Source organism: Chitinibacter sp. SCUT-21, from assembly GCA_041874755.1.
In the GTDB taxonomy this organism is placed as follows: domain Bacteria; phylum Pseudomonadota; class Gammaproteobacteria; order Burkholderiales; family Chitinibacteraceae; genus Chitinibacter.
Window position 1 is genome coordinate 3,369,965 of sequence record CP102611.1, and the last position, 23,215, is coordinate 3,393,179.

Sequence of the window (23,215 nt, forward strand, 5' to 3'; positions counted from 1 at the left end):
GTTTCCCAATTTAGACGTCTGAAAAAGAAAGAAGAGGGCGAAAAGCGCCCCCTTATTTTATTGCTGCATTCTAACCTATGATCGTTGATTCGTTGTGAAGTTTATTCACATGCGCCTTCGAGTCGCCAAGCGTCTTTCCAGTTGGCACCAGTGCCCGGAGCGTACGGCCCCCCAATCCAGCACCAACCCCCAACAATGCAAACATACTTATAGCCAAGATTTTTAACTATATCCCCATCTTTGTATTGCGAACGATCAACATAAGCTGGCGCGCTGCATGGTGCTGCTGTAACACTCGGAGCTGCAGTGGCGGCGGGCGCCGTAGTTGCCGAAGCGGCTGCGACATTAATTTGCGTACTCACTGCGATTTCTTGTTTTGTCCCTGTCGAATCGGTCCAACAAGCATGAATAGTCATATTTCGCAGATTGCTAATGCCAGAAACAGTGCTAACAACCCAAGATCTATGAATTGATCCATCGGCATTATTGCAATTACCCGTGTCTTGCCCGCTCGAGGTCACGCCGATCGCGCGGAAATAATCAATTTGCTGCTGTACTGCGGCCATTGCTTTGGCGCGCTCATTGCTATAGCTAACACTGCGATACAGATTGCCATTAAATCCGGCTAGGGCTAACAGTCCAATGGCTAAAATGGCGACCGAGATCAATACCTCGATCAAACTAAAGCCAGTTTGTGCTTTAGTCATTAGAAATCCCTCCATGAGCCATTAAAGAGTGTCGCTGCAACCCCCGCGCTGCCAGCTGGGACGCGAGAATAGGTGGGGTTGGCATTGACATTTAATGATAAATCACCAGTTACATTGCCAGCAAATGCGGCAGTGCCTTGCAGAAACAAGCTGCCGCCAAGCGATGATTGGCCGGTATTGCCCACTACATACAGCATGCCAAACATCGATAAAGTATTGTTATTCAGGTTAAAGTTCCCCCCCACGATCAGCTCGACCCCAGCGGGAAATCCCCAGCCAAAATTGGCAGTGCTACTGTTGATGTTGACATCACCGGTGACATAAATTTGGCTAATCCCTGCGGCGGTACAGGCGGTTAAATCTGCCTGTGTGGCATTGCCGGTAATGACGCAAGCTGTTCGCGGCGATGCGCCGTTTTGACTGGTGCGTTGGGCGAAAATTTGGGCCTGCGTTTGACCGCTAAAGTATTTTTGAAAATGCGCGTCATTTGGAATCGAGCCAGTCACTTGATAGCGTGGCGTATACCGATCACCTGGATTATTCTGGCAATCGACCTTACAGCCCGTCACGCTGGCATCATTGCCAGCGATGGCGCCAACTGAAATGCCGCAGTTATATTCTGTCATCGAACCGGTAAAGCCATGGATGGATGGCGGCGGCGAATACGTGTTGCCAATGGTCAGTGTGCCATTGATATCAAGCGGACAAATTGCCCCAGGTCCAATATTAAAATCGGTAACCACAAAGGCCTCCGCATAGGGATTGGTGCAATTAGTGGTATCAGCACAACCCTGTGAGATGAGGGTAAATCGATTGGGGGTCGTCGTTGCGGCCAGATACACGCGATAAGACTGGCTGATCCCGCTCAGGGTATTACCGTCATTATCCGTAGGTTGAGTTAGCTCTCCTGAAATGGCCACATTCCAGCCTGAAGCAGCAAAATTATGGGCATAGGTATTGCCTAGACTATTCAAATAACCCACATTATTTAAGCTATTGGCAAAAGCTGGCCGCAAAGTGAGGGTTGTGCCACTTTGGGTGAAATAAGTATTCCAGTTGGTGGCTATTTGGGTAATAAAGCGAGCCTGCCCAGATTGAGCTGCTTCCAGGGCTTGAGCTTGTTTGTATTCATTGGTGGCGCTGCGTTGCTCCAAGATGACTGAGCGATTGCTGTACAAAGTCATGATTGCCAATACCAGCAGCAAAATAACTGAAACCAATAGTGTGGCAACGCCAGCTTGTTTTTTAGGGTAGTAAAGTTTGGGCATACTTAAGAACCTGCGGTTGCATTGCCCGGAGCAGGGGCATTAGGCAGCACAATTTGCAAATTAATTGGCAGTTTAACCGTAGTATCGGTGCGTAATCGGGATGCCAAATTAATTAGAATTCGTGGTTGATTGCCGAAATTAAAGTAGTCAACAGTGAAAGCGGTCACTTCCACATTATTGGCCGAGGTTACTTCGCTCCAATCACTGCTCACCGCACAGGTGTTGTCAGCGCCCGCCGTTTTCATGTAAAGCTTGCCATCGGTGTTCAGCAAAAATCCACTATTGCGTAAATTGCCACGCTCATCGACGTAGCGATAAATAATGCAGTTATTCGTGGTTAGCGAGGCATTCGTGCGCCCCAGCCAAATGATGCTCACCACAGCAGCATTCGTACTGCCCCTTGGGGCATATCCAGCGCGGCGAATATCACGCTGCATCAATGTGGCGGTACTGCGAATATCTTGCTGCAGTTTGCTTTGCAGCAGCAAAGATTTGCTGGTTTGCAATGTACTTAAAAAATATGAAAAAGCTGCGCCCATCACCAATAAGCCGAGCGCGAGTGCCACCATGATCTCGATCAGGGTGAAACCAGCTTGTTTGGCAGAAATTTGTTTAGCAAGCATTGGGGTATCCTGCTACTTTGTTTGCGCCTGCTGACGAGCTGATGCATACCCCACCAATAATGGTCATTTTAACCTGGGCTGTATAGCTACTATTAGTGATGCTGATATTTTGCGTGCTGTTGAGCATGCCAAAGCTATTGGACATTGGTAAGCCGCGCACTGAATCAAAAATTAATTGATCAAATTGACCACTTGCTGGCGCTAAATTAACCGGCGTGGCGGTGACTTGTTTGACTTCACAGTAATTGCTGTTGCTGATATCGGTCACCGTGCAATTGCAATGCGAGCCTTTGGCGCTTAGGCCATAGCAAGTGTTTTGCACGTTCAAATACACGGGCTTATTGCGGCGGATGGCCTCTGAGCGGGCCAGAATTAAATCTTGCGCTAAGTTTTCGGTAATGGATTTCACACGTGTGCTGCTCACAAAAGACATCATATTTGGCGCAGCGATTGCAAGAACTATCCCTAGGATAACGACCGTGATCATCATTTCGATCAGCGTAAAACCACGTTGAGGTGCGAGCATTGACTTAAAGCGTTGTTAGATTTGTTGAATTGTTACAGATATCGAGCAGGTATTGAGAAAAAATTGATTGGCGGTCAGTTGGGTAAGAAGAGCGGATTAAATAGAGCCGATTGCAAAGTCTAGACGTATGTAAGCAAGCATTCTTGCTATGCATCAGCTTGTCAATTTTGCCTTTGTTGCGAACGCTGTTGCTCTTGGTCGATGGATCATGTACCGCCAATGCGGCATTAGCCGGCCGTCCTGATGTGCCTATCGTTTAGCAATTGGCAGGTCGCGGCGGCAAACTCGCGATACGCTAGCGTCGCGCAGCTTGCTGCGTCAAATGGTTCAAGGCCACAGTCTGCGCTAAGGCGGCAAGCCGCCAAGCCTCGCTGAGTCATTTTCAAACGGCGCGGCTCCACGGGCAATCCGCTCTAGAAAATGCAGGGGTATATCAACCAATCCTTTTTTAAAATTGTTCTTCGGAGCGACACTATGGTAGGTATGTGCTTAGACGGTTGGGCTGCGCCCAATCCCCTACGTCAAGCCGAGCGAGGATCTGGTGATTATTTGGTGTTTGTATGGCCTGCAGGCGCAGGCGGTGAACCGGCCGTTTCGCCGGCCAGACGAGCAAGGGACGGGTCTTGCGCCGTCCCTTGCAACCCTCGCGCGCCCGATCGCCGCGAAACCCCGCTTGAAAAAGCCACGGCGAGGCGCCGCTACAACTCGCGTTGCGCTAACGTCGCAACGCTCAAACACTACGCGGCTTAAAACCTCGCCATGACTTTTTAAAGCGGCGCGGCTCCACGGGCAATCTGTACTAATCAGCAGCAACTGTAGGGTCGGCTTTAGCCGACCAAGCACGATCAAAAAGGTCGGCTAAAGCCGACCCTACAAAGATGGTGTGGGTATATCGATGGAGGTTAAGTTCAAATTGACTTCCAGATCAACACGTAGCCATGTATATGCCGCAATCATTGGTCTGCGCTAATTCCCCTACATCAGCGCCGAGCGAGGAACAGGCGGGGCGGGGTTTCGGCGAGCACTGTTCGAAGGCCGCAGGCCAAGTCGCGCAGCCGCCGCCTCGACTGTCCGCAGCGAGGGAACGGGCGTAGCCCGCGCAGATGTGGGGTCGCCTTCCTTTGCTTACTTTCCTTGGCGAAGCAAGGAAAGTAAGTGCCGCGGCGCATAGCCGCCAATCCCAGCTTGATCAATTGCGGCAGGTAAATAAAAAACCGCCATAGATGGCGGTTTAGGAAATTAGCAGCAAAAATTGGCGTGAGTAACCTTAGCCAGCCAGCCGCATTAATTAAAATGGAAACTTCCAATATTCGCTCGATTCTATGGTCCAGTTTGTAAATCGAGATAGTCCATCAAGATCTGGGAAAATAGTTGCTGAATTAATGCCGTAATATGACAACTCTGTTTTGAGTTCTTTTTTATACTCTTGGGCTATGACGATCTGTTCGAATTGATGGACCCCTGTCGATTCTTTGCTTAGCTCCAATCGTGGGTCTGGATGTATTGTGAACAATCCGCCTTGATTTGTAATTCGATTCGCTGTCCTAGGGGGACGGAAGACCGCTAAGTGCTCATGTTCCATTGGGCTTTTACTTAGCGCCTCTAATGAGACCTGCTTATTAAATTGTGCGGCAAGGATAATCGAGTCATTATTGCTGTCATCATCAATGGCGAAAAAAGTCGCAACTAGCGGATTAGTGGTCCAGTCGAGTAACCTAGTCGCTAATCCGTGATGCTGAGCTATAGCCAACCATTCCCAATCTGATTGCGGTCTATTTGGTAAGTATGCAATTGCTTGGCGCTTCCAAGCTTCAAATACTGTTTTGTCCGAAACTTTATCGTAAGGGGCTCTCCCTGCTTTTGGAATGATTTTCCAATCGGGGTTGGATTGACCACGAAAATACCATCTTTTATCAGATCTGAACTCGCTAAATTTTTGGTGCAATTGAATGAAATTTTCAATTCTCATCAAAAAATCCTCATTTTCTGAAAATGGTGGGTTACGCCTTCGGCTAACCCACCCTACACATCACACGCCATTACCGCTTGGTAATCTCCGCCCAAACCTTATCCAGCCGCTTCACCGATACCGGATACGGCGTGCGTAATTCTTGTGCAAACAGCCCCACACGTAATTCCTCGATCATCCAGCGGAACGGCAGTAGGGTGGCGGTATCTCTCCCTTCGCGTTGCCATTTGTCGACTTCAGCGATATACCGCTGCATCAACTCGCTCACTTCCGCGCCGCGCTGGCCGTCGCGGTTTGGATTTTGGACGCGTTTTTCGAGGCGGATTTTCATTGCTTTGATGTAAATGGGCAGCCGTGGTAATTGCTCCCATGGCGTGGCGGTGAGAAAGCCTTTGTAGATCAGCTCGCCCAGCTGCGTTTTTAGCTCGTTCTGGATATTGCCGCCTTTGGCAAGCAGCGTGCCGAGCGCAATAAAATCGGGCGCGATGTCGTTCAGCGTACGCAGTACCGCATCACGTACCGACGGTAGCCGCACTTTGGCGCGGCTTTTCTGATCGTCGAAATCTTTTTTCTTGCGCGGCGCTTCGTCTTCGCCCAAGAAGGCGCGGTTGCAGATGCAGGTGATCACATCGGCCATCAACTCGTCGCTATTGCCCAAGCTGCGGTAATGAATCGCCAGCTGGTTAAAGTTGGGCAGGGCTTTCGGCAATTGCTTGACGTGCTCTTTGAGCTCGAACTGCAGCAGCCGCACGACGCCGGCGCGGTGCGCTTCGTTCGCGGCGTGTTCGGTGTCAAACAGCCGAATCGCGACGCATTCTTTGCCTGCTTCGTCTTCATCGGGCACGAGGCCGGGGTAGCCGGTCATCGCTTTGCCGTGGCGTTTGAAATTGATTTTGGCCGGTAGATCGCCAAAGTCCCATTTCGTAATGCCCGATTTTTCGATGCCGGTGCTCTCGTCCGCCGTATCGCGGAAGGTGAGTTGCGCGGCTTCACCGAGTTGCGCGCGAATCGCGATCAAATCGCGGCCTTGCGCCAGCTCTTGGCCTGCGTCGTCGACGATGCGGAAGTTCATCCGCAAATGGATCGGTAAATCGGATCCATTGAAATCATCGGCGCTGACCGGCTGACCGCAGCCGCGCGTAGCGGCTTGTGCCAATTGCGGTAGCAGCGGTGCTTCGCGGTCGGCGTTTTCGAGCGCCACCATCATCTTGGTGGCAAAGTCGGGCACCGGCACGCACAGGCGTCGGATTGGTTTCGGTAACGATTTAATCAGTAGCGTAATTTTTTCGCGGATTAAGCCCGGCACCAGCCAATCGAAGGTCGCGTGATTAACGCGATTGAGTAAATGCAGGGGGAGGGTAATCGTCACCCCATCAAGCACATGGCCGGGCTCGAAGCGATACCCCAGTGGCAGCTTGGCGTCCTGCAGGCGGAAGAATTCCGGATATTGCTCTTCAGTCACCGCTGCGGCGCTGTGCTGCATCAGATCTTCTTTACTTAAATACAGCAGCGTTGGGTTGAGTTTTTCAGCCTGTTTGCGCCACGCTTCAAAGCCCGCGCCGTTAACGATGTCGGCAGGGATTTTGGCGTCGAAAAAGGCGAACAGTGCGTTTTCGTCGACCAAGACGTCTTGGCGGCGCGCTTTGTGTTCCAGCTCTTCTACGTCGAGCAGCAGGGCGAAGTTGTGCTCAAAGAATTTGGCCTTGCTGTGATAGTTAAAGCGCACCAAGGCTTCGCGGATGAAAATCTCGCGTGATTCGGCGGCGTTGATACTACCGTAGTGTACCCGTCTGCGCGCCACAATCGGTAAGCCATACAGCGTGATACGTTCGGATGCGCTGACTTGCGCTTGCTCTTTGCTCCAGTGCGGGTCGAAATATTGTTTCTTGATCAAATGCGGCGCGAGTTTTTCGACCCATTCCGGCTCAATCGCCGCGACGCAGCGCGCGTAGAGTTTGCTGGTTTCAACCAGCTCGGCGGCGACGATCCATTTGGGCCGCGCTTTTTTCAGGCCAGAGCCGGGGAAAACATTAAATTTAATCCCGCGCGCGCCCAGATATTCGTCGTTTTCTGGCTGCTTAAAGCCCAGATTGCCAAGTAGGCCGGTGATCAGTGCCTTGTGGATTTGCTCGAAGGTGCCGGGCTTTTCGTTGACGCGTAATTCGCTCGCCATTTCCGACAATTGCTTGTGTAGCTCGCGCCATTCGCGTAGGCGCAAGTACGAGAGGAAATTGCGGTGGCATTCCTGCACCAACTGGCGGTTTGAGGTTTTATCGGCGAGTAGTTTTTCAAAGAAATCCCACAGGCGCAGGTAGGAAAGGAAGTCCGATTTTTCCTCGGTAAACTTGGCGTGCGCTTGATCGGCGGCTTGGCGCGCATCGAACGGGCGCTCGCGCGGGTCTTGCAGCGACAGGCCCGAGGCGATAATCAGCATTTCTTTCAAACAGCCTTCGTCTTGCCCAGCGAGCAACATGCGGCCCACGCGCGGATCGATCGGCAGGCGCGCCAGTTGCTGGCCGATTTGCGTGAGGCGGTCTTGCTCGTCCACCGCGCCGAGTTCGCGCAATTGCTGGTAGCCGTCGGCGATCAGCTTGCCCGATGGCGCTTCCAGAAATGGGAATTCATCAACGCGACCAAGGCGTAGCGCCGCCATGCGCAAGATAACGCCAGCGAGGCTGGAGCGGACGATTTCGGGGTCGGTAAACGGCGGGCGCAGGTTGAAGTCTTCTTCCGAATACAGGCGCACGCAAATACCGCTGGCAACGCGGCCGCAACGACCTGCGCGCTGGCGCGCGGAGGCTTGCGAGATTTTTTCGATTAAGAGCTGTTCAACCTTAGCGCGCGGGCTGTAGCGGTTAATCCGCGCTTGGCCGCTGTCGATGACATAACGGATGCCGGGTACCGTCAGCGAAGTCTCAGCGACATTGGTCGCCAGCACGATACGTCGGCCAGTACTGCTAGGGCGAAAGATACGTTGCTGGTCTTCATTGGATAATCGGGCAAATAGCGGCAGCACTTCAGCGTCGCGTAATTTGGCTTTGCGTAGCTCGTCCATCGTTTCGCGAATTTCGCGCTCGCCCGGCAAAAACACCAGTACATCGCCGCTGCCATCGCGGCGCCACAGCTCGTCGACCGCATTGGCGATGGCTTCTTCCATCTCGATTTCTTGATCGTCTTCGTCGGTGCTGGCCAGCGGCTTGTAGCGTACTTCAACTGGATAAGTACGACCCGATACTTCCAGCACCGGTGCGCCGTCGAAATGTTTGCTAAAGCGATCTGCATCAATCGTCGCGGAGGTGACGATGACTTTCAGATCGGGGCGTTTCGGCAGAATTTGCTTTAAATAGCCGAGCAAGAAATCAATATTCAGGCTGCGCTCGTGCGCTTCGTCGATGATGATGGTGTCGTAGTTATTCAGATAGCGATCACTGAGTGACTCGGCGAGCAAAATACCGTCGGTCATCAGCTTGATATAGCTGGCGGGCGAGCTTTTATCGGTAAAGCGCACTTTATAGCCAACGTAATGGCCGATTTCGGATTTCAATTCTTGCGCAATGCGGCTGGCGACCGAGCGTGCGGCCAAGCGGCGAGGCTGCGTGTGGCCGATTAAGCCATGGATGCCGCGACCGAGTTCGAGGCAGATTTTCGGTAGCTGCGTGGTTTTACCCGAACCGGTTTCACCGCAAACGATAACGACTTGATGCTTGGCAATCGCGGCTTTGAGTTCATCGCGGCGCTGATTGACCGGCAGAAAATCATCATATTCCGGCGTTGGTAGCTTTTCGCGGCGAAGGACAGTTTTGGCGAGTGATTTTTCAACGCCTGCAGCAAATTGGACCTGCAATTGATCGGTTGGCTGATTGCGCTTGATGCGATCGCCCATTTGGCTAATTAGCCGTGAAAGCGGGTGACGATCGCTGCTTTGGCAGTCGTTAAGCTGGGCGCGAAGCGCTGGAAGATCCCGAAGTGTAAGTGTCATTGCCGCTGCGTTGAATTGATAAAATCAAGGCGGCGATTTTAACACGGGCAGTGGCTGACCTTAGTGCAATGTAATCAATTGGCTTGCGGCCAAGCTTGGCTCGAGTTGCCGAACGCTACAACGGATTTCTTCACCCTGGCTGCTGCTGAGTTTAATTTCGTCGCCATTGGCACTGGCAATGGGCTCGCTGCTGATTGTTTTAAGCGATTCGCCGATCAGCAGTTCAGGGCTAAGGCCAAGGCGCGTGCAAGCGGCGTGATTGGCAAATAAAATTTGATCGTATTGCACCAGCATAAAGGCGTGCGGTAGCGCGTGTGCCATGGCGTGGACCAAAGCTTTGCAATCGTCGCGTGCCGCTTCTTGCTCTTTTTGCGTGGTGATGTCGATGGCGATGCTCAACAGATAGGTTTTGCCTTCGCGCTCGACCGCCACCTTGGTGATGTCAAACCAGTGAGTGCGGCCGCTGGGTAAAACGCAGCTGTCCTCAATACGCAGCGTTTTGCCCGTAGCGAAGACTTCGGCGTCCCCTTTGCCTAATATGGGGGTATCGTCATCCAAGCCCATATGTGAATGGACTAGCAGGTCATGCCCCAGTAGGGTTTGTGTGGTTTGATTGACGAGCAGGAAGCGGCCGTATTGATCGCGAATAAAAACCAGATTCGGGCTGGAGTCGATGATTTGTTGGGTAAAAATTTGCTGTTTAAATAGCGCTTCTTCAGTGGCTTTAATATGCGAAATATCGCGAATTACAACGACGCAGTCGCGCTCACTGAGGGGTGATAGACGTGCTTCAAAAGTATATTGTTCGCCGTGATTACCTAGTGTGTATTCGAAGCGAATCGGTAGTTGTGTATTTTGTAACTCGATTAGTGTTTCAAGGTATTGCCGCGAAACGCGAGCAGGGAAAATGTTCGCGAGTTTGGCAAATTGGCAACCATCAGGATGGTGCTCGATATGCGCGTCATTATGCGAGCTGACGCGTCGGCTCGCATAATCGATGGTCCAAAGTAGATCAGGTATGCCCGCGAGTACGTCGACTGGGTTGGCGGGAGGTACGATCGTGGTTTGAGAATCAGTGTACGTTTTTTCTTCTTTAGGTTTTAGTACCACTTTGCCAAGAGCGATTGCTGCCATATTTAGCAGTGCTAAGCCCAATAAACTAATCTGAGTGGTTTGTGTTAATCCAAGGTCGATTGCTAATAAACCCAGACAAATCAATATGCTAGTGGCAAGTGAGATCCATTGGCTGCGACGCTGAATGCGGGTAACCCAGGGTGTTGCTAGGCTTGCTGTGCTTGTTTCAGGGGTCATAAGCAGTATGCCATCGGCAAGTGGTGTTATTTCTGCTGGAGTTTAACTGGAAAGCAAGCGATTGGCGAACACTGGTTGATATAAGGCGTAGCCTAACAACAGCAATTCTGAGGTGGATGGCGGAGTGGACGGGGCTCGAACCCGCGACCCCCGGCGTGACAGGCCGGTATTCTAACCAACTGAACTACCACTCCGCAGTGGTGAATTTTTTCTGGGCGAAAAAAAATGCCTGACGGCATTAATTTTTGATTTTAAGAGGCTTGGTGGGTCGTGACGGGGTCGAACCGCCGACATTCTGCTTGTAAGGCAGACGCTCTACCAACTGAGCTAACGACCCAATGTAAAACTGGTGGCGGAGTGGACGGGGCTCGAACCCGCGACCCCCGGCGTGACAGGCCGGTATTCTAACCAACTGAACTACCACTCCGCAGTGGTACTAAATTACTGCATCGAGTTTGTTCAATTGCTAATCTACGCCGCCTGAACTACTACTCTGCAGTGGTATAACTTGTATTGCTACTTTCCATGTCAAGGGAAAGTGGTGGGTCGTGACGGGGTCGAACCGCCGACATTCTGCTTGTAAGGCAGACGCTCTACCAACTGAGCTAACGACCCAATAAAACTTTTGGCGGAGTGGACGGGGCTCGAACCCGCGACCCCCGGCGTGACAGGCCGGTATTCTAACCAACTGAACTACCACTCCGCAGTGGTATAACTTGCATTGCTACTTTCCATGTCAAGGGAAAGTGGTGGGTCGTGACGGGGTCGAACCGCCGACATTCTGCTTGTAAGGCAGACGCTCTACCAACTGAGCTAACGACCCAATAAAACTTTTGGCGGAGTGGACGGGGCTCGAACCCGCGACCCCCGGCGTGACAGGCCGGTATTCTAACCAACTGAACTACCACTCCGCAGTGGTATAACTTGCATTGCTACTTTCCATGTCAAGGGAAAGTGGTGGGTCGTGACGGGGTCGAACCGCCGACATTCTGCTTGTAAGGCAGACGCTCTACCAACTGAGCTAACGACCCAATAAAACTTTTGGCGGAGTGGACGGGGCTCGAACCCGCGACCCCCGGCGTGACAGGCCGGTATTCTAACCAACTGAACTACCACTCCGCAGTGGTATAACTTGCATTGCTACTTTCCATGTCAAGGGAAAGTGGTGGGTCGTGACGGGGTCGAACCGCCGACATTCTGCTTGTAAGGCAGACGCTCTACCAACTGAGCTAACGACCCTTAGCTAAGACTTTCGTCCGTCGCTTCAGAGAGGCAGGATTAAAACATGCACACGTTTAAGCGTCAACTGTTTTGCTGCAAAAAAAGAATAAAAAAAGCGCCATGAATGGCGCTTTTTTGCTAAGCATTTGATAATAAATGCGATAAATTTTATGCGAAAGTATCGATTTTGGTGCGGGCTTCATCCATTTTTTGCGCAGTCGCCTGTCGCTCTTGTAGATTTTGTAATGCTTGTTGCGAAATGTTTTCTTTTTTACGGTCAAGTCGTTCAGCCCCTTGGGTGATTGCTTGGGCAGCTTGTTTTGATCCTTGAAACATCGTTTGAGATAAAGAAGAGCTAAAGTTCATTACCGAGCTGATGCTAGACATGGCCGTCCCCTCGTGGAGTTAGCGTTGCTTATGCAAGAAATATACAACTCGTATAGCTGGAAAACTAACTGAGCTGATAGTCGGCTCTTTGCGCCTAGTGATGGGCGCGTTAAGATTTTGTTTCGAAATAATGGTTTATGGGTTTTGCATGAGTTTAGGCCTGAAAGAGCGGGATCAGCGCGGGGCATTACGTGTTGCGGTGAATTGTAAAGTTAAAATTCGGCCATTGGATTTGGGGCTACCGTTTTATGGTGAATGCACTGATTTAAGTGTTACGGGTATGACGGTACAAACAAGTTATGTGCCACGACCGCATGAAGAATTTGATATTTATGTGATGCCAGCACGAACGGAAGGGATGAAGCGGCAGCCTTTTTCTGCTCGAGTCAGAGTTCGACGTAGTCATCAGTTGAAAGTGACGTCTTTGTATGAATTGGGGCTAGAGATTGTTCAGGTGTATGCTTAATTCCATTACACTAGCAACTTTGCAAGCTAGCCCAGATTTAAAGCGGATTCATGAAGCGTATTGCACTGAAAATTGACGTAGATACCTCGCAGGCAATAACAGTAGGCCTTCCTCAGATTATTCCCGTTCTGCAGTCTCATCAAGCTGGCGCCACTTTGTTTTGGGCGCTGGGCGATGAAAAAAATGGTTCTTTCTTGCGTCCCGCACGCTACATACGACGTACACCTGGACGTAGCGAAATTAAGCTTAAAGTGCGTTATGACGTTTCTGCCTTACTACGCGGTAGCTTTAAACCCTCAAAAAATTTAGCAAAAGTCGTCAGCGTTAGTTTGAGTTCATTGGCCTTATCTGCATTTGAGCATGGCGTTCGCCCTGCCCAGCAATATGATTGGCAAAATAATATTATGCAGCGGGATATGAATCAGACGCGCGAGGCTTATGATGATGCGTTAGCAAAATTTGAAAAAACATTTTCTGCTAAGGTAATTTGCCATGCGGCGAGTGGTTGGCAGATCAATCGTGCTGCTTTTCGATTGCATCAAATTCATCAACTTGAGTTTGCCAGCGATTGCCGTGGCATTTTTCCTTTTTGGCCTATCGTATCTGGTGAATATACGCGCTGCCCGCAAATTCCTGTAACGCTACCAATGCTGGAAGAACTACTGCCAAAAATGGATATTGCTGAGGCCATTGATCATCTAAAGCAGTTGACTGAACTTAGGCCCAGTGAGTTTCATGTGTTTAATATTGCGGCTGATTTTGATGTGCGCTATGTTCAACAGCTTGATGAACTTTTCGCCGCTTGGAAAAATCAAGGCTATGATTTGGTGAGTTTGGGGGTGTTGAAACAGAGTTTAGATTTGAAGAAATTGCCCTATCATCATGTCTCGATGCAACCTTGTCCGGGGCGTTACGGCTTGCTGGCCACGCAGGCTGATGTTTACCCTTAACAGTAAAAAAGCCGACAGTTTGTCGGCTTTTTTTGATGCTGTGTTTAGCCATCAGAGGTAATCTTCAACATTAGCTCACGCAATGTGCTGTCAACAGCTTCGTTAGCAACTTGGCAAGTGCCCGCGTTCTCATGGCCTCCGCCGCCATATTCGAGCATAAGTGCGCCGATATTGGTTTGCGATGAGCGATTGATGATCGATTTACCAGTTGCGAAGACGGTATTGCGCTGCTGTACACCCCACATCACATGGATTGAAATATTGCACTGCGGATACATCGCGTAAATCATAAAGCGATTCGTAGCATAAATCGTGTCTTCTTCGCGCAGATCGAGTACGACTAAATTGTCGTATATACGGCTACAGCGTTTAATTTGCTCTTTAGCTAATGGTGCATGTTCGCGGTATAACTCGATCCGCTCGACGACATCGGGTAATTGCAAAATATCTTCGATGCCATGACTGTGGCAGTACTGAATCAAATCCATCATCAATTGATAGTTTGAAATTGTAAAGCTACGGAATCGACCAAGACCAGTCCGTGCATCCATCAGATAGTTTAGTAGTACCCATCCTGAAGGATTTAAGATTTCCTCACGGGTGAATTCTGCAGAATCTGCCTTATCTACTGCGAGCATCATCTCCTCGGAGATATTGGCAAATCGATCTTTCCCCCCGTAGTAGTTGTAGACCACACGTGCAGCAGAGGGGGCATTCGGATCAATGATATGATTTTCGGCAGCTGTGGTGTTGCGCAGTGTTTCAGATAGATGATGGTCAAACGATAAATACGCACCAGGCACGTAGGGCAAATTGGTTGTGATATCGTTGGCGTCGATCGCGATTTTGCCATCCTGCATGTCCTTGGGGTGGACAAACAGGATGTCATCGATCATTTCCAATTCATTGAGCAGTACAGCGCACACGAGCCCGTCAAAATCACTGCGGGTGACTAGGCGGTATTTTTTGTCAGACATAAGTATCCTCCTGTAGCAACTGTACTTAGCTTAGAAGCTTTTTCACTTTTTTGCTGACTGAACCACATTCATTGCGGTGGCGACCATGCTGGCCACATCGGCGGCATTGCCCGGTAGCAGCATCGTATTGCCTTGCTTAGCGATATTGCCAAACGCACCCACGTATTGCTCGGCCACTTTCAAATTTACGGCTTGCAAACCGCCAGGTTGTTCAATCGCTTTAGCAACGGCATTGATTGCTTCGGCGGTGGCGTGGGCAACTAGTCGCAGGGCTTCAGCCTCGCCGGTTGCACGGTTGATTTGTGCTTGGCGTTCACCCTCCGATTGATTGATCGCCGCTTGCATATCACCTTGTGATTTTTGAATCGCCGCTTCGCGCTGGCCCGTTGCGAGGTTAATTTGTTCTTGTTTCACACCTTCAGATTGCGCAATGCGGGCGCGTTTTTCTCGTTCGGCGGTGATTTGCTGTTGCATCGAATGCAAAATCGCTTGCGGTGGCGTTAAATCTTTAATTTCGTAGCGCAAAACCTTCACACCCCAACTCGTCGCCGCTTCGTCGAGCGCAGCCACTACCGTGCGATTGATTTCATCGCGCTCTTCAAACGTCTTATCTAGTTCCAATTTACCGATGACAGAGCGCAGCGTGGTTTGCGCGAGCTGACTGATCGCCAAGACGTAATCAGAAGTGCCGTATGAGGCGAGGCGGGGGTCAAGGACTTGAAAGTACAAAATACCGTCGACTTGCAATTGCGTGTTGTCGCGCGTGATACACACTTGGCTCGGTACATCGAGTGGGATTTCTTTCAAGCTGTGCTTGTAGGCGACGCGATCAACAAAGGGAATAACAAAATTAAGCCCCGGCGCTAATACGGCGTGGAATCGACCGAGTCGTTCAATGATCAGCGCACTTTGTTGCGGAACGATTTTGAAGGTTTTGGCGATAAAAATAATCACCACAGCAAGAAAAATAACAGAAAACTCTAAGCCCATGATGCCATCCTTTAATTTGTGGGTGGGGTATTGCTAATTTCGAATTGTGTGCCATGGTTTGCAGCGATATACCATGTCGCCGTATCGCTCGCTTGGCAATGGGGTGCAAGAACCGCATCCCAATGACTGCCACGGTAAAGAATGCGGGCGCGACGATCATCGAGCCAAGCTTCGATTTGCACTACTTTGCCGATATCATCGCTCGGCATTTCTTTGCTGCAAGCTCGATCTTTCTTCCATTTTTTGATGGCAAGACCGGCAATTAGGCTAACGACGCTGGCGATGAAAAGTTGTGCGGCACTACCCAAGGACAGTGCGCTGGCTGCTGCTGCGGCAAAAAAACCAGCGGCAATTGCGAGTAAATAAAATGTGGTGGTGAATAATTCGAGGGCGATGAGAATTGCGCCAGCGATTAGCCAAAGCGTGGTATTGGTCATTGGCGATTTTTCCGAGTGGGGTTACCACAGCCTAAACCAGTCTTACTCTGGGCGCAAAAAAAGCGCACCCTTGGGTGCGCTTTGCTGATTTAGAGCAACACAGCTTAGGCGCTGAGTTTCTCCAGACCACCCAAGTAAGGGCGCAAGACCGTTGGTACTGTGATGCTGCCGTCGGCATTTTGATAGTTTTCTAACACCGCGACCAAGGTGCGACCCACTGCTAGGCCAGAGCCATTCAGTGTATGCACCAATTCGTTTTTACCCGCTTCGTTTTTAAAGCGCGCTTGCATGCGACGCGCTTGGAAGCTGCCCATGTTCGAGCAGCTTGAAATTTCGCGGTAAGTGTTTTGTGCAGGCAACCATACTTCCAAATCGTAGGTTTTTTGGCTGCTAAAGCCCATATCGCCTGTGCATAGCAACATTTTGCGGTACGGTAATTCGAGCAATTGCAGGATTTTTTCAGCGTGGCCAACCAATTCTTCCAGCGCTTCGCTCGATTGCTCTGGATGAACGATTTGCACCAATTCAACTTTATCAAACTGATGCTGGCGAATCATGCCGCGCACATCGCGGCCGTAAGAACCCGCTTCGGAGCGGAAGCACGGGGTGTGGGCAGTGAATTTAAGCGGCAACTCATTGGTTTTCAAAATCGTGTCGCGTACGAAATTGGTTACCGATACTTCCGCGGTGGGAATCAGGTACAGCGAATCATCGTTGTGCGGAACTTTGAAAAGGTCTTCTTCAAATTTGGGTAGCTGACCGGTGCCGTGCATGCTCGCCGCATTGACTAGATACGGTGTGTAAACCTCTTCGTAGCCGTGCTCGTTGCTGTGGGTGTTGAGCATGAACTGCGCCAAGGCGCGGTGCAGTTTGGCAATATGGCTTTTCAGCACAGTAAAGCGCGAGCCAGACAATTTGGCACCCGTTTCGAAATCCAGACCCAATGGCGCACCTAAATCAACGTGATCTTTCACTTCAAAATCAAACGTTTTCGGCGTGCCCCAACGAGCGACTTCAACGTTAGCGCTTTCATCAACGCCGTTTGGCACATCTTCCATTGGCAAGTTAGGAATGCTTTGCAGCAGGGCATTCAAACGGTCGGCCAATTGAGCAAAAGCGGTTTCTGCGGCTTTTAACTCATCGCCCAAGCTCGCAACTTCAGCCATGATCGCGCTAACGTCTTCGCCTTTGGCTTTGGCTGCGCCGATTTGCTTGGACGAACTATTGCGCTTGGCTTGCAAGTCTTGCATGCGTGTTTGCAGTACTTTGCGCTCGTCTTCCATAGCTTGGAAAGCGGCAGTATCAAGGACAAATTTGCGGTCGGCCAAACGGGCAGCGACGGCGGCTAGATCGGTACGAAGCAGTTGAATATCGAGCATTGATTAAGCGTCTGTAAACATTTTGGATGGTTCGATTTTACACCAAGGCGCTGACTCAACGTAGTGCCTTAATGTATTTGCGGTAATTTGTAATTGTTCTATGGGTATATCGTTGGACATTTTTTAGATATTGAGCTGTAGCTAAATACGTTGCTGGGTATTATTTGTTTTGTTGCAGCCATAAAGCGTCGAGTTCTTTGAGGTGGCGAAGTTTGTCAGCAATCTTGCTTTCCAAACCGCGTGGCACGGGCCGATAGAACTGGGTGTGTTCTAAGCCTGTTGGAAAGTAATTTTCGCCGGCTGCATAGGCTTCGGGCTCATCGTGCGCGTAGCGGTACTCTTTGCCATGGCCAAGTTCACTCATCAGTTTGGTCGGTGCGTTGCGCAAATGATTGGGTACTTCGCGCGATTGATCGCTACTCACCAAGGCTTTGGCGGCCTTATAGGCCATGTAACCGGCGTTGGATTTCGGTGCAATCGCTAGATAGATTGCGGCTTGCGCTAATGCAAGTTCGCCTTCGGGTGAGCCAAGGCGCTCAAAGGTGGTGGCTGCATCGTTGGCGATTTGCATCGCACGCGGGTCGGCAAGGCCAATGTCTTCCCAGGCCATACGCACCAAGCGGCGCGATAAATAGCGTGCGTCAACGCCACCGTCGAGCATGCGCGTCAACCAATACAGCGCCGCATCGGGGTTGGATCCGCGCACGGATTTATGCAGAGCCGAAATTTGATCGTAAAAATGATCGCCGCCTTTATCAAAACGTCGGCCATTGGTGCTGAGCGCCTGCGCTAAAAATTCTGCGTCAATTTGAGAGAGTTTTGCGGCACGTGCAGCTTGCTGCAGTTGCTCGACTAAGTTGAGTAAGCGACGACCATCGCCATCGGCCATCGCGCACAAGGATTGGCGCGCGTCTGAATCAATATCGATTGCGTGCTCGATATGTTTTAAAGCTCGATCAATGAGCTCGTTGAGTTCGCTCTCGCTCAAGGACTTCAGTACGTAGACTTGCGCGCGCGAAAGAAGTGCGGCGTTAACCTCAAACGACGGGTTTTCGGTAGTGGCGCCGATAAAAGTGACTAAGCCCGATTCAACATACGGCAAAAAAGCGTCCTGCTGTGCTTTGTTGAAACGATGGACTTCGTCGACAAACAAAATAGTGCGTTTGCCGAGTATTTGATATTGCTGGGCTTGCTCCATCGCCATGCGAATGTCTTTTACCCCTGAAAACACCGCAGAAATGGCGAGGAGTTCTGCTCCAAATTCACTCGCGAGCAAACGGGCAAGTGTTGTTTTTCCAACACCTGGAGGTCCCCAGAAAATCATTGAATGAGCTTTCTTGCTTTTAATAGCCAAAGAAAGTGGTTTGCCAGTGCCAAGTAAGTGTTGTTGTCCAACAACATCAGCAGCGGATTTGGGGCGCAATCGTTCCGCTAGAGGTTCATTTTTTTGTGTGCTAAAAAGATCATTCACGAATGACGTCAACTCCTTTGGGTGGAATGAAGTTGAAAATACTGCGAGCTACTGATTGATTGTGTGCCACTTTGTCGAACTGGATGATGGTTGTTTGGTTAAATTGGTCATCCAATTCCATCATATTTAATTGCCCTTTGAGCAAGCCAATTCGGATTTGGGCAAAGCTGGCTTCTTTATTTTTTGGGTTTAAAGCAACCCAGTTTAGGCCGTTTTTGCTGGGCAGTGATTGTAAATTAAAGTTTTGATGTAGATTGTTATTGCCTGTCAAAACCGCTGCTGGGCTTGCATCTAAGGCTTTGTTGATGGGTTTGATTGTCACTTGGGCTAGATCGACGTCATAGAGCCAGATTTGTTGACCATTGCTAATGATTTCTTGGTTATAGGGTTTGGCGTAAACCCATTTGAATTGGCCAGGTCTAAGAAGCTGAAATTGGCCGCTGGAGTTTTCAGTTTTTCCCGATTTTTGGCGTACGGATTGTGTGAAGTTGGCGCTCAGGCTCTTGGTGTTACTCAAATAAGTTTGCAATTCGGTGATTGAATTGGCTTGTGCGGTTGGCAGAATACTCGCTAAAAAAATTGGCAATAGTCGATGGAAGGTGGATTTTTTGCTCATTTTGATTAAGTTCCTTGCTGTGAATATTCACCATAAAAAAAGCCCCGCAAGCGGGGCTTTTTACGTTAGAAGTTAAAATTATTTAACTTCAGTCGTTTCAACACTAACACCGTTGATTTCGATTTCTACGCGACGATCTGGAGCCAAGCACTCAACCAGTTTAGCGCGAGTTTTCTTAGTATCTTTGATGTTGTTGCAAGTGTCGCCAGTTACTGGATTCGCTTCGCCACGACCTTCAGCAGTGATGCGATCCGCTTTATCTGGAGCTTGAGATACGAGGTATTCACGAACTGCATTAGCGCGACGCTCAGACAACGCTTGGTTGTATTTTTCTGAACCGATGCGGTCAGTGTAACCAACTACAACAGCAGAGCCACTACCTGCATCAATTGTCATTTTCTTAACTTCAGCAACCAATGCGTCCAGAGCGTCTTTGCCTTCTGGTTTCAGAGTTGCTTTGTTGAAGTCGAACAATGCATCAGATTTCAGAGTGAATTGCTTTTTGGTGATAACTGGAGCTGGAGCTGGAGCTGGAGCTGGAGCTGGAGGAGCAGCTGGTTCTACATAGCCTGGGCAGCCTTTAACTGTGGCAGCTTTTTCAGCAGTCCACAGGCCAGTTTGCCAGCACTCGCCGATACCATTTTTCACAACACCTTCTGGATTTGCTTCAGATACGTTTGTGCTGTTGGTTACGTATGCATCAGTAGCTGCGTGCGCGCCAAAAGAAGCGAAAGCTGCAACAACTGCGAGAGAAGCGATAGATTGCTTGATCATGAAGTGGTTCTCCGTTAATAAAGCTTCAATAAATGATGTTCGACAGCACTAAACCTATTGCGCATGTCATGTATAGATTACTTTTTGTAATTTAGCAGCAGTTGCGATAGAAACAAAATTTAATGATCAACCCTAAACAGCGGTGCATCACTATCTAGAGCTAATCAACAAATGTGCTAATTTTCTATTGGTCATATTTTAGAAGCATAAGCTGGTGTTGGGCAATACTATTTCTGTAAACAAATGCACAATCTGCTTACAAAAATGGCTGGGATTGGTACTCAGGCAGTGCTGTGCTAATATTGCGAGCTGCTCTAAGTGGTATTTTTCCATCTATTTTTAGACTGTAAGTTGAATGGGAAGGTTTGAGCCCACTCAATCTACAATCTAGATACAAACATAAAGAAAACGCCAAACGCATGTCCGAACAATTTAGTTTTGCCAAAGAAACCATCCCCGTTAGCCTAGAAGAGGAAATGCGGCACTCCTACCTCGATTACGCCATGAGTGTAATTGTGGGACGTGCTTTGCCCGATGTCCGTGATGGCCTCAAGCCCGTACATCGCCGGATTTTGTTTGCGATGCACGAAAGCAGCAATGTCTGGAATCGCCCTTATGTAAAATGTGCTCGTGTGATCGGTGATGTGTTGGGTAAATACCACCCGCATGGCGACTCGGCAGCCTACGAAGCCTTAGTACGGATGGCACAAGATTTTTCCTTGCGTTACACCTTAATTGATGGGCAGGGTAACTTTGGTTCTATCGATGGCGACCGTGCTGCCGCTTATCGTTATACCGAGTGCCGTTTGGAAAAAGTATCGAGCGAGCTGTTGGCAGATATTGATAAAGAAACCGTCGATTTCACGCCCAACTACGATGAGAAAGAACTAGAGCCGACGGTTCTGCCAACACGAATTCCGAATTTATTGATCAACGGCTCATCAGGTATTGCCGTTGGTATGGCGACGAATATTCCGCCACACAATATCACTGAAGTCATCGATGCTTCTTTGGCGCTGTTGGCCAATCCTGAAATGTCGATCGACGAATTGATCGACATTATGCCTGCGCCAGACTTCCCAACCGCCGGCATCATTTATGGCGTGGCGGGTGTGCGTGAAGGCTACCGCACAGGTCGCGGCCGCGTGGTGATGCGTTCGCGTACACACATTGAAGAATGTGGCAAAAATGGCGATCGTCAGGCGATTATCGTTGATGAGTTGCCATATCAAGTGAATAAAGCGCGCTTGCTCGAACGTATTGCCGAGTTGGTACGAGAAAAAACGCTGGAAGGTATTTCTGATCTACGCGATGAATCGGATAAATCCGGTATGCGCGTGGTGATTGAGCTTAAACGCGGTGAAATGGCCGACGTTGTGCTCAATAATTTGTTTAAACATACCCAGTTGCAAGATAGTTTCGGTATCAATATGGTCGCCTTGGTTGATGGTCAACCGCGTCTATTGAATCTGAAACAAGTGCTCGAGTGCTTCTTGAAGCACCGTCGCGAAGTGGTTACTCGCCGTACCGTGTTCGAGCTGCGCAAAGCGCGTGAACGCGGTCATGTGCTCGAAGGTTTGGCGGTTGCGCTGTCTAACGTCGACGAAATGATCGCGCTGATCAAGGCTGCTGCGACGCCACCCGAAGCGAAAGTCGCGTTGATGAGCCGAGAATGGCGCTCGGAATTGGTCGAAGACATGTTGTCGCGTACCGATATCAATGCCTCGCGCCCAGATGGTTTGGGTGAAGAGTTCGGCTTGACCGGCACGGGCTATCGCTTGTCGGATGTTCAGGCGCAAGAAATTCTGCAAATGCGCTTGCAGCGTTTGACGGGGCTTGAGCAAGACAAGATCGTTGGCGAATACAAAGAAGTGATGGATAAAATCCTTGACTTGCTCGACATCTTGGCGCGCTCTGAACGCGTGACCGAAATCATTCATAACGAAATGTCTGAAGTCAAAGCCAATTATGGCGATGCACGTCGTTCGGAAATCGTTGCGCACGGCGAAGACATCAATCTAGAAGATCTGATTACGCCGCAAGATATGGTCGTCACGCTGACACACGGCGGCTATATGAAAACGACGCCGGTTGAAGAATACCGGGCGCAAAAACGTGGTGGTCGTGGCAAGCAAGCGGCGGCTACGAAAGACGACGACTTTATCGACAGCCTGTTTATCGCCAATACGCACGACTACATGCTGTGCTTTAGCTCGCGGGGTCGCGTTTACTGGCTCAAAGTATATGAGTTGCCACAAGGTGGCCGCACTAGCCGTGGCAAGCCGATCATCAATCTATTGCCGCTCGAAGACGGCGAGAAAATCAACGCGATTCTGCCGATCAAAGAATTTAGCGAAGATAAATACGTCTTTATGGCGACCGCTGACGGCACAGTGAAGAAAACGCCGTTGACTGATTTTTCTCGCCCTATGAAGCGCGGCATTATCGCGATTAACTTGGAAGAGGGTAATTATCTGGTCGGTGTAGCGTTGACGCGTGGCGCAGGCGGCGCGGTACTAGACGACGAAGCTGGCGACGAGGAAATCATCGACGACGAAAGCGCAGATGATTCAGCGGAAGCCGTGGCGATCGACGACGATCAAGTGATGTTGTTCTCCGATGCCGGTAAATCAGTACGCTTTAGCCAAAGCAAAGTGCGCCCTATGGGTCGTAACTCGAAAGGCGTGCGCGGTATGAAGCTCGGTGAAGATCAGAAAGTGATCTCGCTGCTGGTAGCTAATTCCGATACGCAAATGGTGCTGACAGCCAGCAACGGCGGTTACGGTAAACGCACTCCAGTCGGCGACTTCCGTCTGTCTGGTCGCGGCACGCAAGGCGTGATCGCGATGGATCTGACCGATAAAACCGGTCTGAAACTGGTGGCGGCAAGTCTGGTTGAAGAAACTGACGACGTAATGTTGATTACTACTGGCGGCGTGTTGATTCGTACCAAAGTGGCGCAAATTCGTGAAACTGGTCGATCGGCTCAGGGTGTACGCTTGATCAATCTGGACGATGGCGAGCAATTATCAGGCTTGGAAAAAGTGTGCGAACCAGAGGATGAGGAAGAGGGCGTTGAGGTTGCGGCGATTGCGGATGCCAATGACGCCGAAGTCGGTGATGCGCCTGCTGGTGAACAAACTGAGTAAAATTAGCAATCAATT

Annotated in this window: 17 protein-coding genes, 10 tRNA genes and 1 pseudogene; 3 read left to right on the forward strand and 25 right to left on the reverse strand. The window is 50.1% G+C overall.

All coding sequences use genetic code 11. The features are described 5' to 3' along the window. Positions 1 to 101 precede the first annotated feature (101 nt). The 18 genes from NT239_15755 to NT239_15840 all read right to left on the reverse strand — a co-directional run bounded on the left by NT239_15755 (position 102) and on the right by NT239_15840 (position 11,970). Positions 102 to 707, reverse strand: a complete 606-nt coding sequence (locus tag NT239_15755) for a prepilin-type N-terminal cleavage/methylation domain-containing protein (protein ID XGA71190.1) — start codon at positions 705 to 707, stop codon at positions 102 to 104. After that, a complete protein-coding gene (locus NT239_15760) occupies positions 707 to 1,975 on the reverse strand; it encodes a hypothetical protein (GenBank protein XGA71191.1) in 1,269 nt (422 codons plus the stop codon). Before NT239_15760 ends, NT239_15755 begins: the two co-directional genes overlap by 1 nt. Positions 1,976 to 1,977: 2 nt before the next feature. Further along, positions 1,978 to 2,598: a prepilin-type N-terminal cleavage/methylation domain-containing protein gene (locus NT239_15765; protein XGA71192.1), complete on the reverse strand. Its 621-nt coding sequence runs from the start codon at positions 2,596 to 2,598 to the stop codon at positions 1,978 to 1,980. After that, positions 2,588 to 3,124: a GspH/FimT family pseudopilin gene (locus NT239_15770; GenBank protein ID XGA71193.1), complete on the reverse strand. Its 537-nt coding sequence runs from the start codon at positions 3,122 to 3,124 to the stop codon at positions 2,588 to 2,590. Before NT239_15770 ends, NT239_15765 begins: the two co-directional genes overlap by 11 nt. A gap of 1,288 nt (positions 3,125 to 4,412) precedes the next feature. After that, positions 4,413 to 5,093 (reverse strand): FRG domain-containing protein, encoded by a 681-nt coding sequence (locus NT239_15775; GenBank protein ID XGA71194.1) that lies wholly within the window; start codon positions 5,091 to 5,093, stop codon positions 4,413 to 4,415. 70 nt (positions 5,094 to 5,163) lie between these two features. Next, positions 5,164 to 9,072: an ATP-dependent RNA helicase HrpA gene (gene hrpA, locus NT239_15780; GenBank protein XGA71195.1), complete on the reverse strand. Its 3,909-nt coding sequence runs from the start codon at positions 9,070 to 9,072 to the stop codon at positions 5,164 to 5,166. A gap of 60 nt (positions 9,073 to 9,132) precedes the next feature. Next, positions 9,133 to 10,206 (reverse strand): PAS domain-containing protein, encoded by a 1,074-nt coding sequence (locus NT239_15785; protein XGA71196.1) that lies wholly within the window; start codon positions 10,204 to 10,206, stop codon positions 9,133 to 9,135. Between the two features lie 294 nt (positions 10,207 to 10,500). Continuing rightward, positions 10,501 to 10,577: transfer RNA gene (locus NT239_15790), tRNA-Asp, on the reverse strand. Positions 10,578 to 10,644: 67 nt separating this feature from the next. Next, positions 10,645 to 10,720 (reverse strand) — tRNA-Val (locus tag NT239_15795). Between the two features lie 13 nt (positions 10,721 to 10,733). Further along, positions 10,734 to 10,810: transfer RNA gene (locus NT239_15800), tRNA-Asp, on the reverse strand. A gap of 112 nt (positions 10,811 to 10,922) precedes the next feature. After that, a tRNA-Val gene (locus NT239_15805) sits at positions 10,923 to 10,998 on the reverse strand. A gap of 11 nt (positions 10,999 to 11,009) precedes the next feature. Beyond that, positions 11,010 to 11,086 (reverse strand) — tRNA-Asp (locus NT239_15810). Positions 11,087 to 11,130: 44 nt separating this feature from the next. Then, positions 11,131 to 11,206 (reverse strand) — tRNA-Val (locus tag NT239_15815). An 11-nt stretch (positions 11,207 to 11,217) separates the two neighbouring features. Next, a tRNA-Asp gene (locus tag NT239_15820) sits at positions 11,218 to 11,294 on the reverse strand. Between the two features lie 44 nt (positions 11,295 to 11,338). Next, a tRNA-Val gene (locus NT239_15825) sits at positions 11,339 to 11,414 on the reverse strand. Positions 11,415 to 11,425: 11 nt separating this feature from the next. Continuing rightward, positions 11,426 to 11,502: transfer RNA gene (locus tag NT239_15830), tRNA-Asp, on the reverse strand. Between the two features lie 44 nt (positions 11,503 to 11,546). Beyond that, positions 11,547 to 11,622, reverse strand: a tRNA-Val gene (locus NT239_15835). A gap of 150 nt (positions 11,623 to 11,772) precedes the next feature. Further along, on the reverse strand, positions 11,773 to 11,970 hold the full coding sequence (locus tag NT239_15840; GenBank protein ID XGA71197.1) for a hypothetical protein: 198 nt from the start codon (positions 11,968 to 11,970) through the stop codon (positions 11,773 to 11,775). A gap of 169 nt (positions 11,971 to 12,139) precedes the next feature. Here NT239_15840 and NT239_15845 point away from each other — a divergent pair, with 169 nt between their 5' ends. Together NT239_15845 and NT239_15850 are read left to right on the forward strand one after the other, a co-directional pair. Further along, positions 12,140 to 12,457, forward strand: a complete 318-nt coding sequence (locus NT239_15845) for a PilZ domain-containing protein (protein ID XGA71198.1) — start codon at positions 12,140 to 12,142, stop codon at positions 12,455 to 12,457. Positions 12,458 to 12,507: 50 nt separating this feature from the next. Beyond that, entirely contained in the window at positions 12,508 to 13,407 is a 900-nt protein-coding gene (locus tag NT239_15850) for a hypothetical protein (protein XGA71199.1), read from the forward strand. Positions 13,408 to 13,451: 44 nt separating this feature from the next. On the opposite strand, the gene NT239_15855 is transcribed toward NT239_15850, so the two are convergent. From NT239_15855 to NT239_15885, 7 genes and pseudogenes are all read right to left on the reverse strand, one after another. Next, positions 13,452 to 14,384 (reverse strand): exopolyphosphatase, encoded by a 933-nt coding sequence (locus tag NT239_15855; protein ID XGA71200.1) that lies wholly within the window; start codon positions 14,382 to 14,384, stop codon positions 13,452 to 13,454. A 42-nt stretch (positions 14,385 to 14,426) separates the two neighbouring features. After that, positions 14,427 to 15,374: a paraslipin gene (locus tag NT239_15860; protein ID XGA71201.1), complete on the reverse strand. Its 948-nt coding sequence runs from the start codon at positions 15,372 to 15,374 to the stop codon at positions 14,427 to 14,429. Between the two features lie 11 nt (positions 15,375 to 15,385). Next, on the reverse strand, positions 15,386 to 15,811 hold the full coding sequence (locus NT239_15865) for a hypothetical protein (GenBank protein XGA71202.1): 426 nt from the start codon (positions 15,809 to 15,811) through the stop codon (positions 15,386 to 15,388). A 104-nt stretch (positions 15,812 to 15,915) separates the two neighbouring features. Then, positions 15,916 to 17,190 carry a serine--tRNA ligase gene (gene serS, locus NT239_15870; protein ID XGA71203.1) on the reverse strand — a complete coding sequence of 425 codons (1,275 nt, stop codon included), beginning with the start codon at positions 17,188 to 17,190 and terminating at the stop codon, positions 15,916 to 15,918. A gap of 160 nt (positions 17,191 to 17,350) precedes the next feature. Next, positions 17,351 to 18,661 carry a replication-associated recombination protein A gene (locus NT239_15875; protein XGA71204.1) on the reverse strand — a complete coding sequence of 437 codons (1,311 nt, stop codon included), beginning with the start codon at positions 18,659 to 18,661 and terminating at the stop codon, positions 17,351 to 17,353. After that, positions 18,654 to 19,277, reverse strand: a complete 624-nt coding sequence (gene lolA / locus NT239_15880) for an outer membrane lipoprotein chaperone LolA (protein ID XGA71205.1) — start codon at positions 19,275 to 19,277, stop codon at positions 18,654 to 18,656. Before lolA ends, NT239_15875 begins: the two co-directional genes overlap by 8 nt. Positions 19,278 to 19,355: 78 nt before the next feature. Beyond that, positions 19,356 to 19,814: pseudogene (locus NT239_15885) on the reverse strand (OmpA family protein). Between the two features lie 656 nt (positions 19,815 to 20,470). On the opposite strand from NT239_15885, the gene gyrA reads away from it, so the two are divergent. Continuing rightward, positions 20,471 to 23,200: a DNA gyrase subunit A gene (gene gyrA / locus NT239_15890; GenBank protein XGA71206.1), complete on the forward strand. Its 2,730-nt coding sequence runs from the start codon at positions 20,471 to 20,473 to the stop codon at positions 23,198 to 23,200. Positions 23,201 to 23,215 lie beyond the last annotated feature (15 nt).

Bases quoted from the DNA above. Each gene is read 5' to 3' on its own strand.
- NT239_15755 (XGA71190.1), bottom strand. From the start codon at position 707: ATGACTAAAGCACAAACTGGCTTTAGTTTGATCGAGGTATTGATCTCG.
- NT239_15760 (XGA71191.1), bottom strand. From the start codon at position 1,975: ATGCCCAAACTTTACTACCCTAAAAAACAAGCTGGCGTTGCCACACTA.
- NT239_15765 (XGA71192.1), bottom strand. From the start codon at position 2,598: ATGCTTGCTAAACAAATTTCTGCCAAACAAGCTGGTTTCACCCTGATC.
- NT239_15770 (XGA71193.1), bottom strand. From the start codon at position 3,124: ATGCTCGCACCTCAACGTGGTTTTACGCTGATCGAAATGATGATCACG.
- NT239_15775 (XGA71194.1), bottom strand. From the start codon at position 5,093: ATGAGAATTGAAAATTTCATTCAATTGCACCAAAAATTTAGCGAGTTC.
- hrpA (XGA71195.1), bottom strand. From the start codon at position 9,072: ATGACACTTACACTTCGGGATCTTCCAGCGCTTCGCGCCCAGCTTAAC.
- NT239_15785 (XGA71196.1), bottom strand. From the start codon at position 10,206: ATGGCAGCAATCGCTCTTGGCAAAGTGGTACTAAAACCTAAAGAAGAA.
- NT239_15840 (XGA71197.1), bottom strand. From the start codon at position 11,970: ATGAACTTTAGCTCTTCTTTATCTCAAACGATGTTTCAAGGATCAAAA.
- NT239_15845 (XGA71198.1), top strand. From the start codon at position 12,140: ATGAGTTTAGGCCTGAAAGAGCGGGATCAGCGCGGGGCATTACGTGTT.
- NT239_15850 (XGA71199.1), top strand. From the start codon at position 12,508: ATGAAGCGTATTGCACTGAAAATTGACGTAGATACCTCGCAGGCAATA.
- NT239_15855 (XGA71200.1), bottom strand. From the start codon at position 14,384: ATGTCTGACAAAAAATACCGCCTAGTCACCCGCAGTGATTTTGACGGG.
- NT239_15860 (XGA71201.1), bottom strand. From the start codon at position 15,374: ATGGGCTTAGAGTTTTCTGTTATTTTTCTTGCTGTGGTGATTATTTTT.
- NT239_15865 (XGA71202.1), bottom strand. From the start codon at position 15,811: ATGACCAATACCACGCTTTGGCTAATCGCTGGCGCAATTCTCATCGCC.
- serS (XGA71203.1), bottom strand. From the start codon at position 17,190: ATGCTCGATATTCAACTGCTTCGTACCGATCTAGCCGCCGTCGCTGCC.
- lolA (XGA71205.1), bottom strand. From the start codon at position 19,277: ATGAGCAAAAAATCCACCTTCCATCGACTATTGCCAATTTTTTTAGCG.
- gyrA (XGA71206.1), top strand. From the start codon at position 20,471: ATGTCCGAACAATTTAGTTTTGCCAAAGAAACCATCCCCGTTAGCCTA.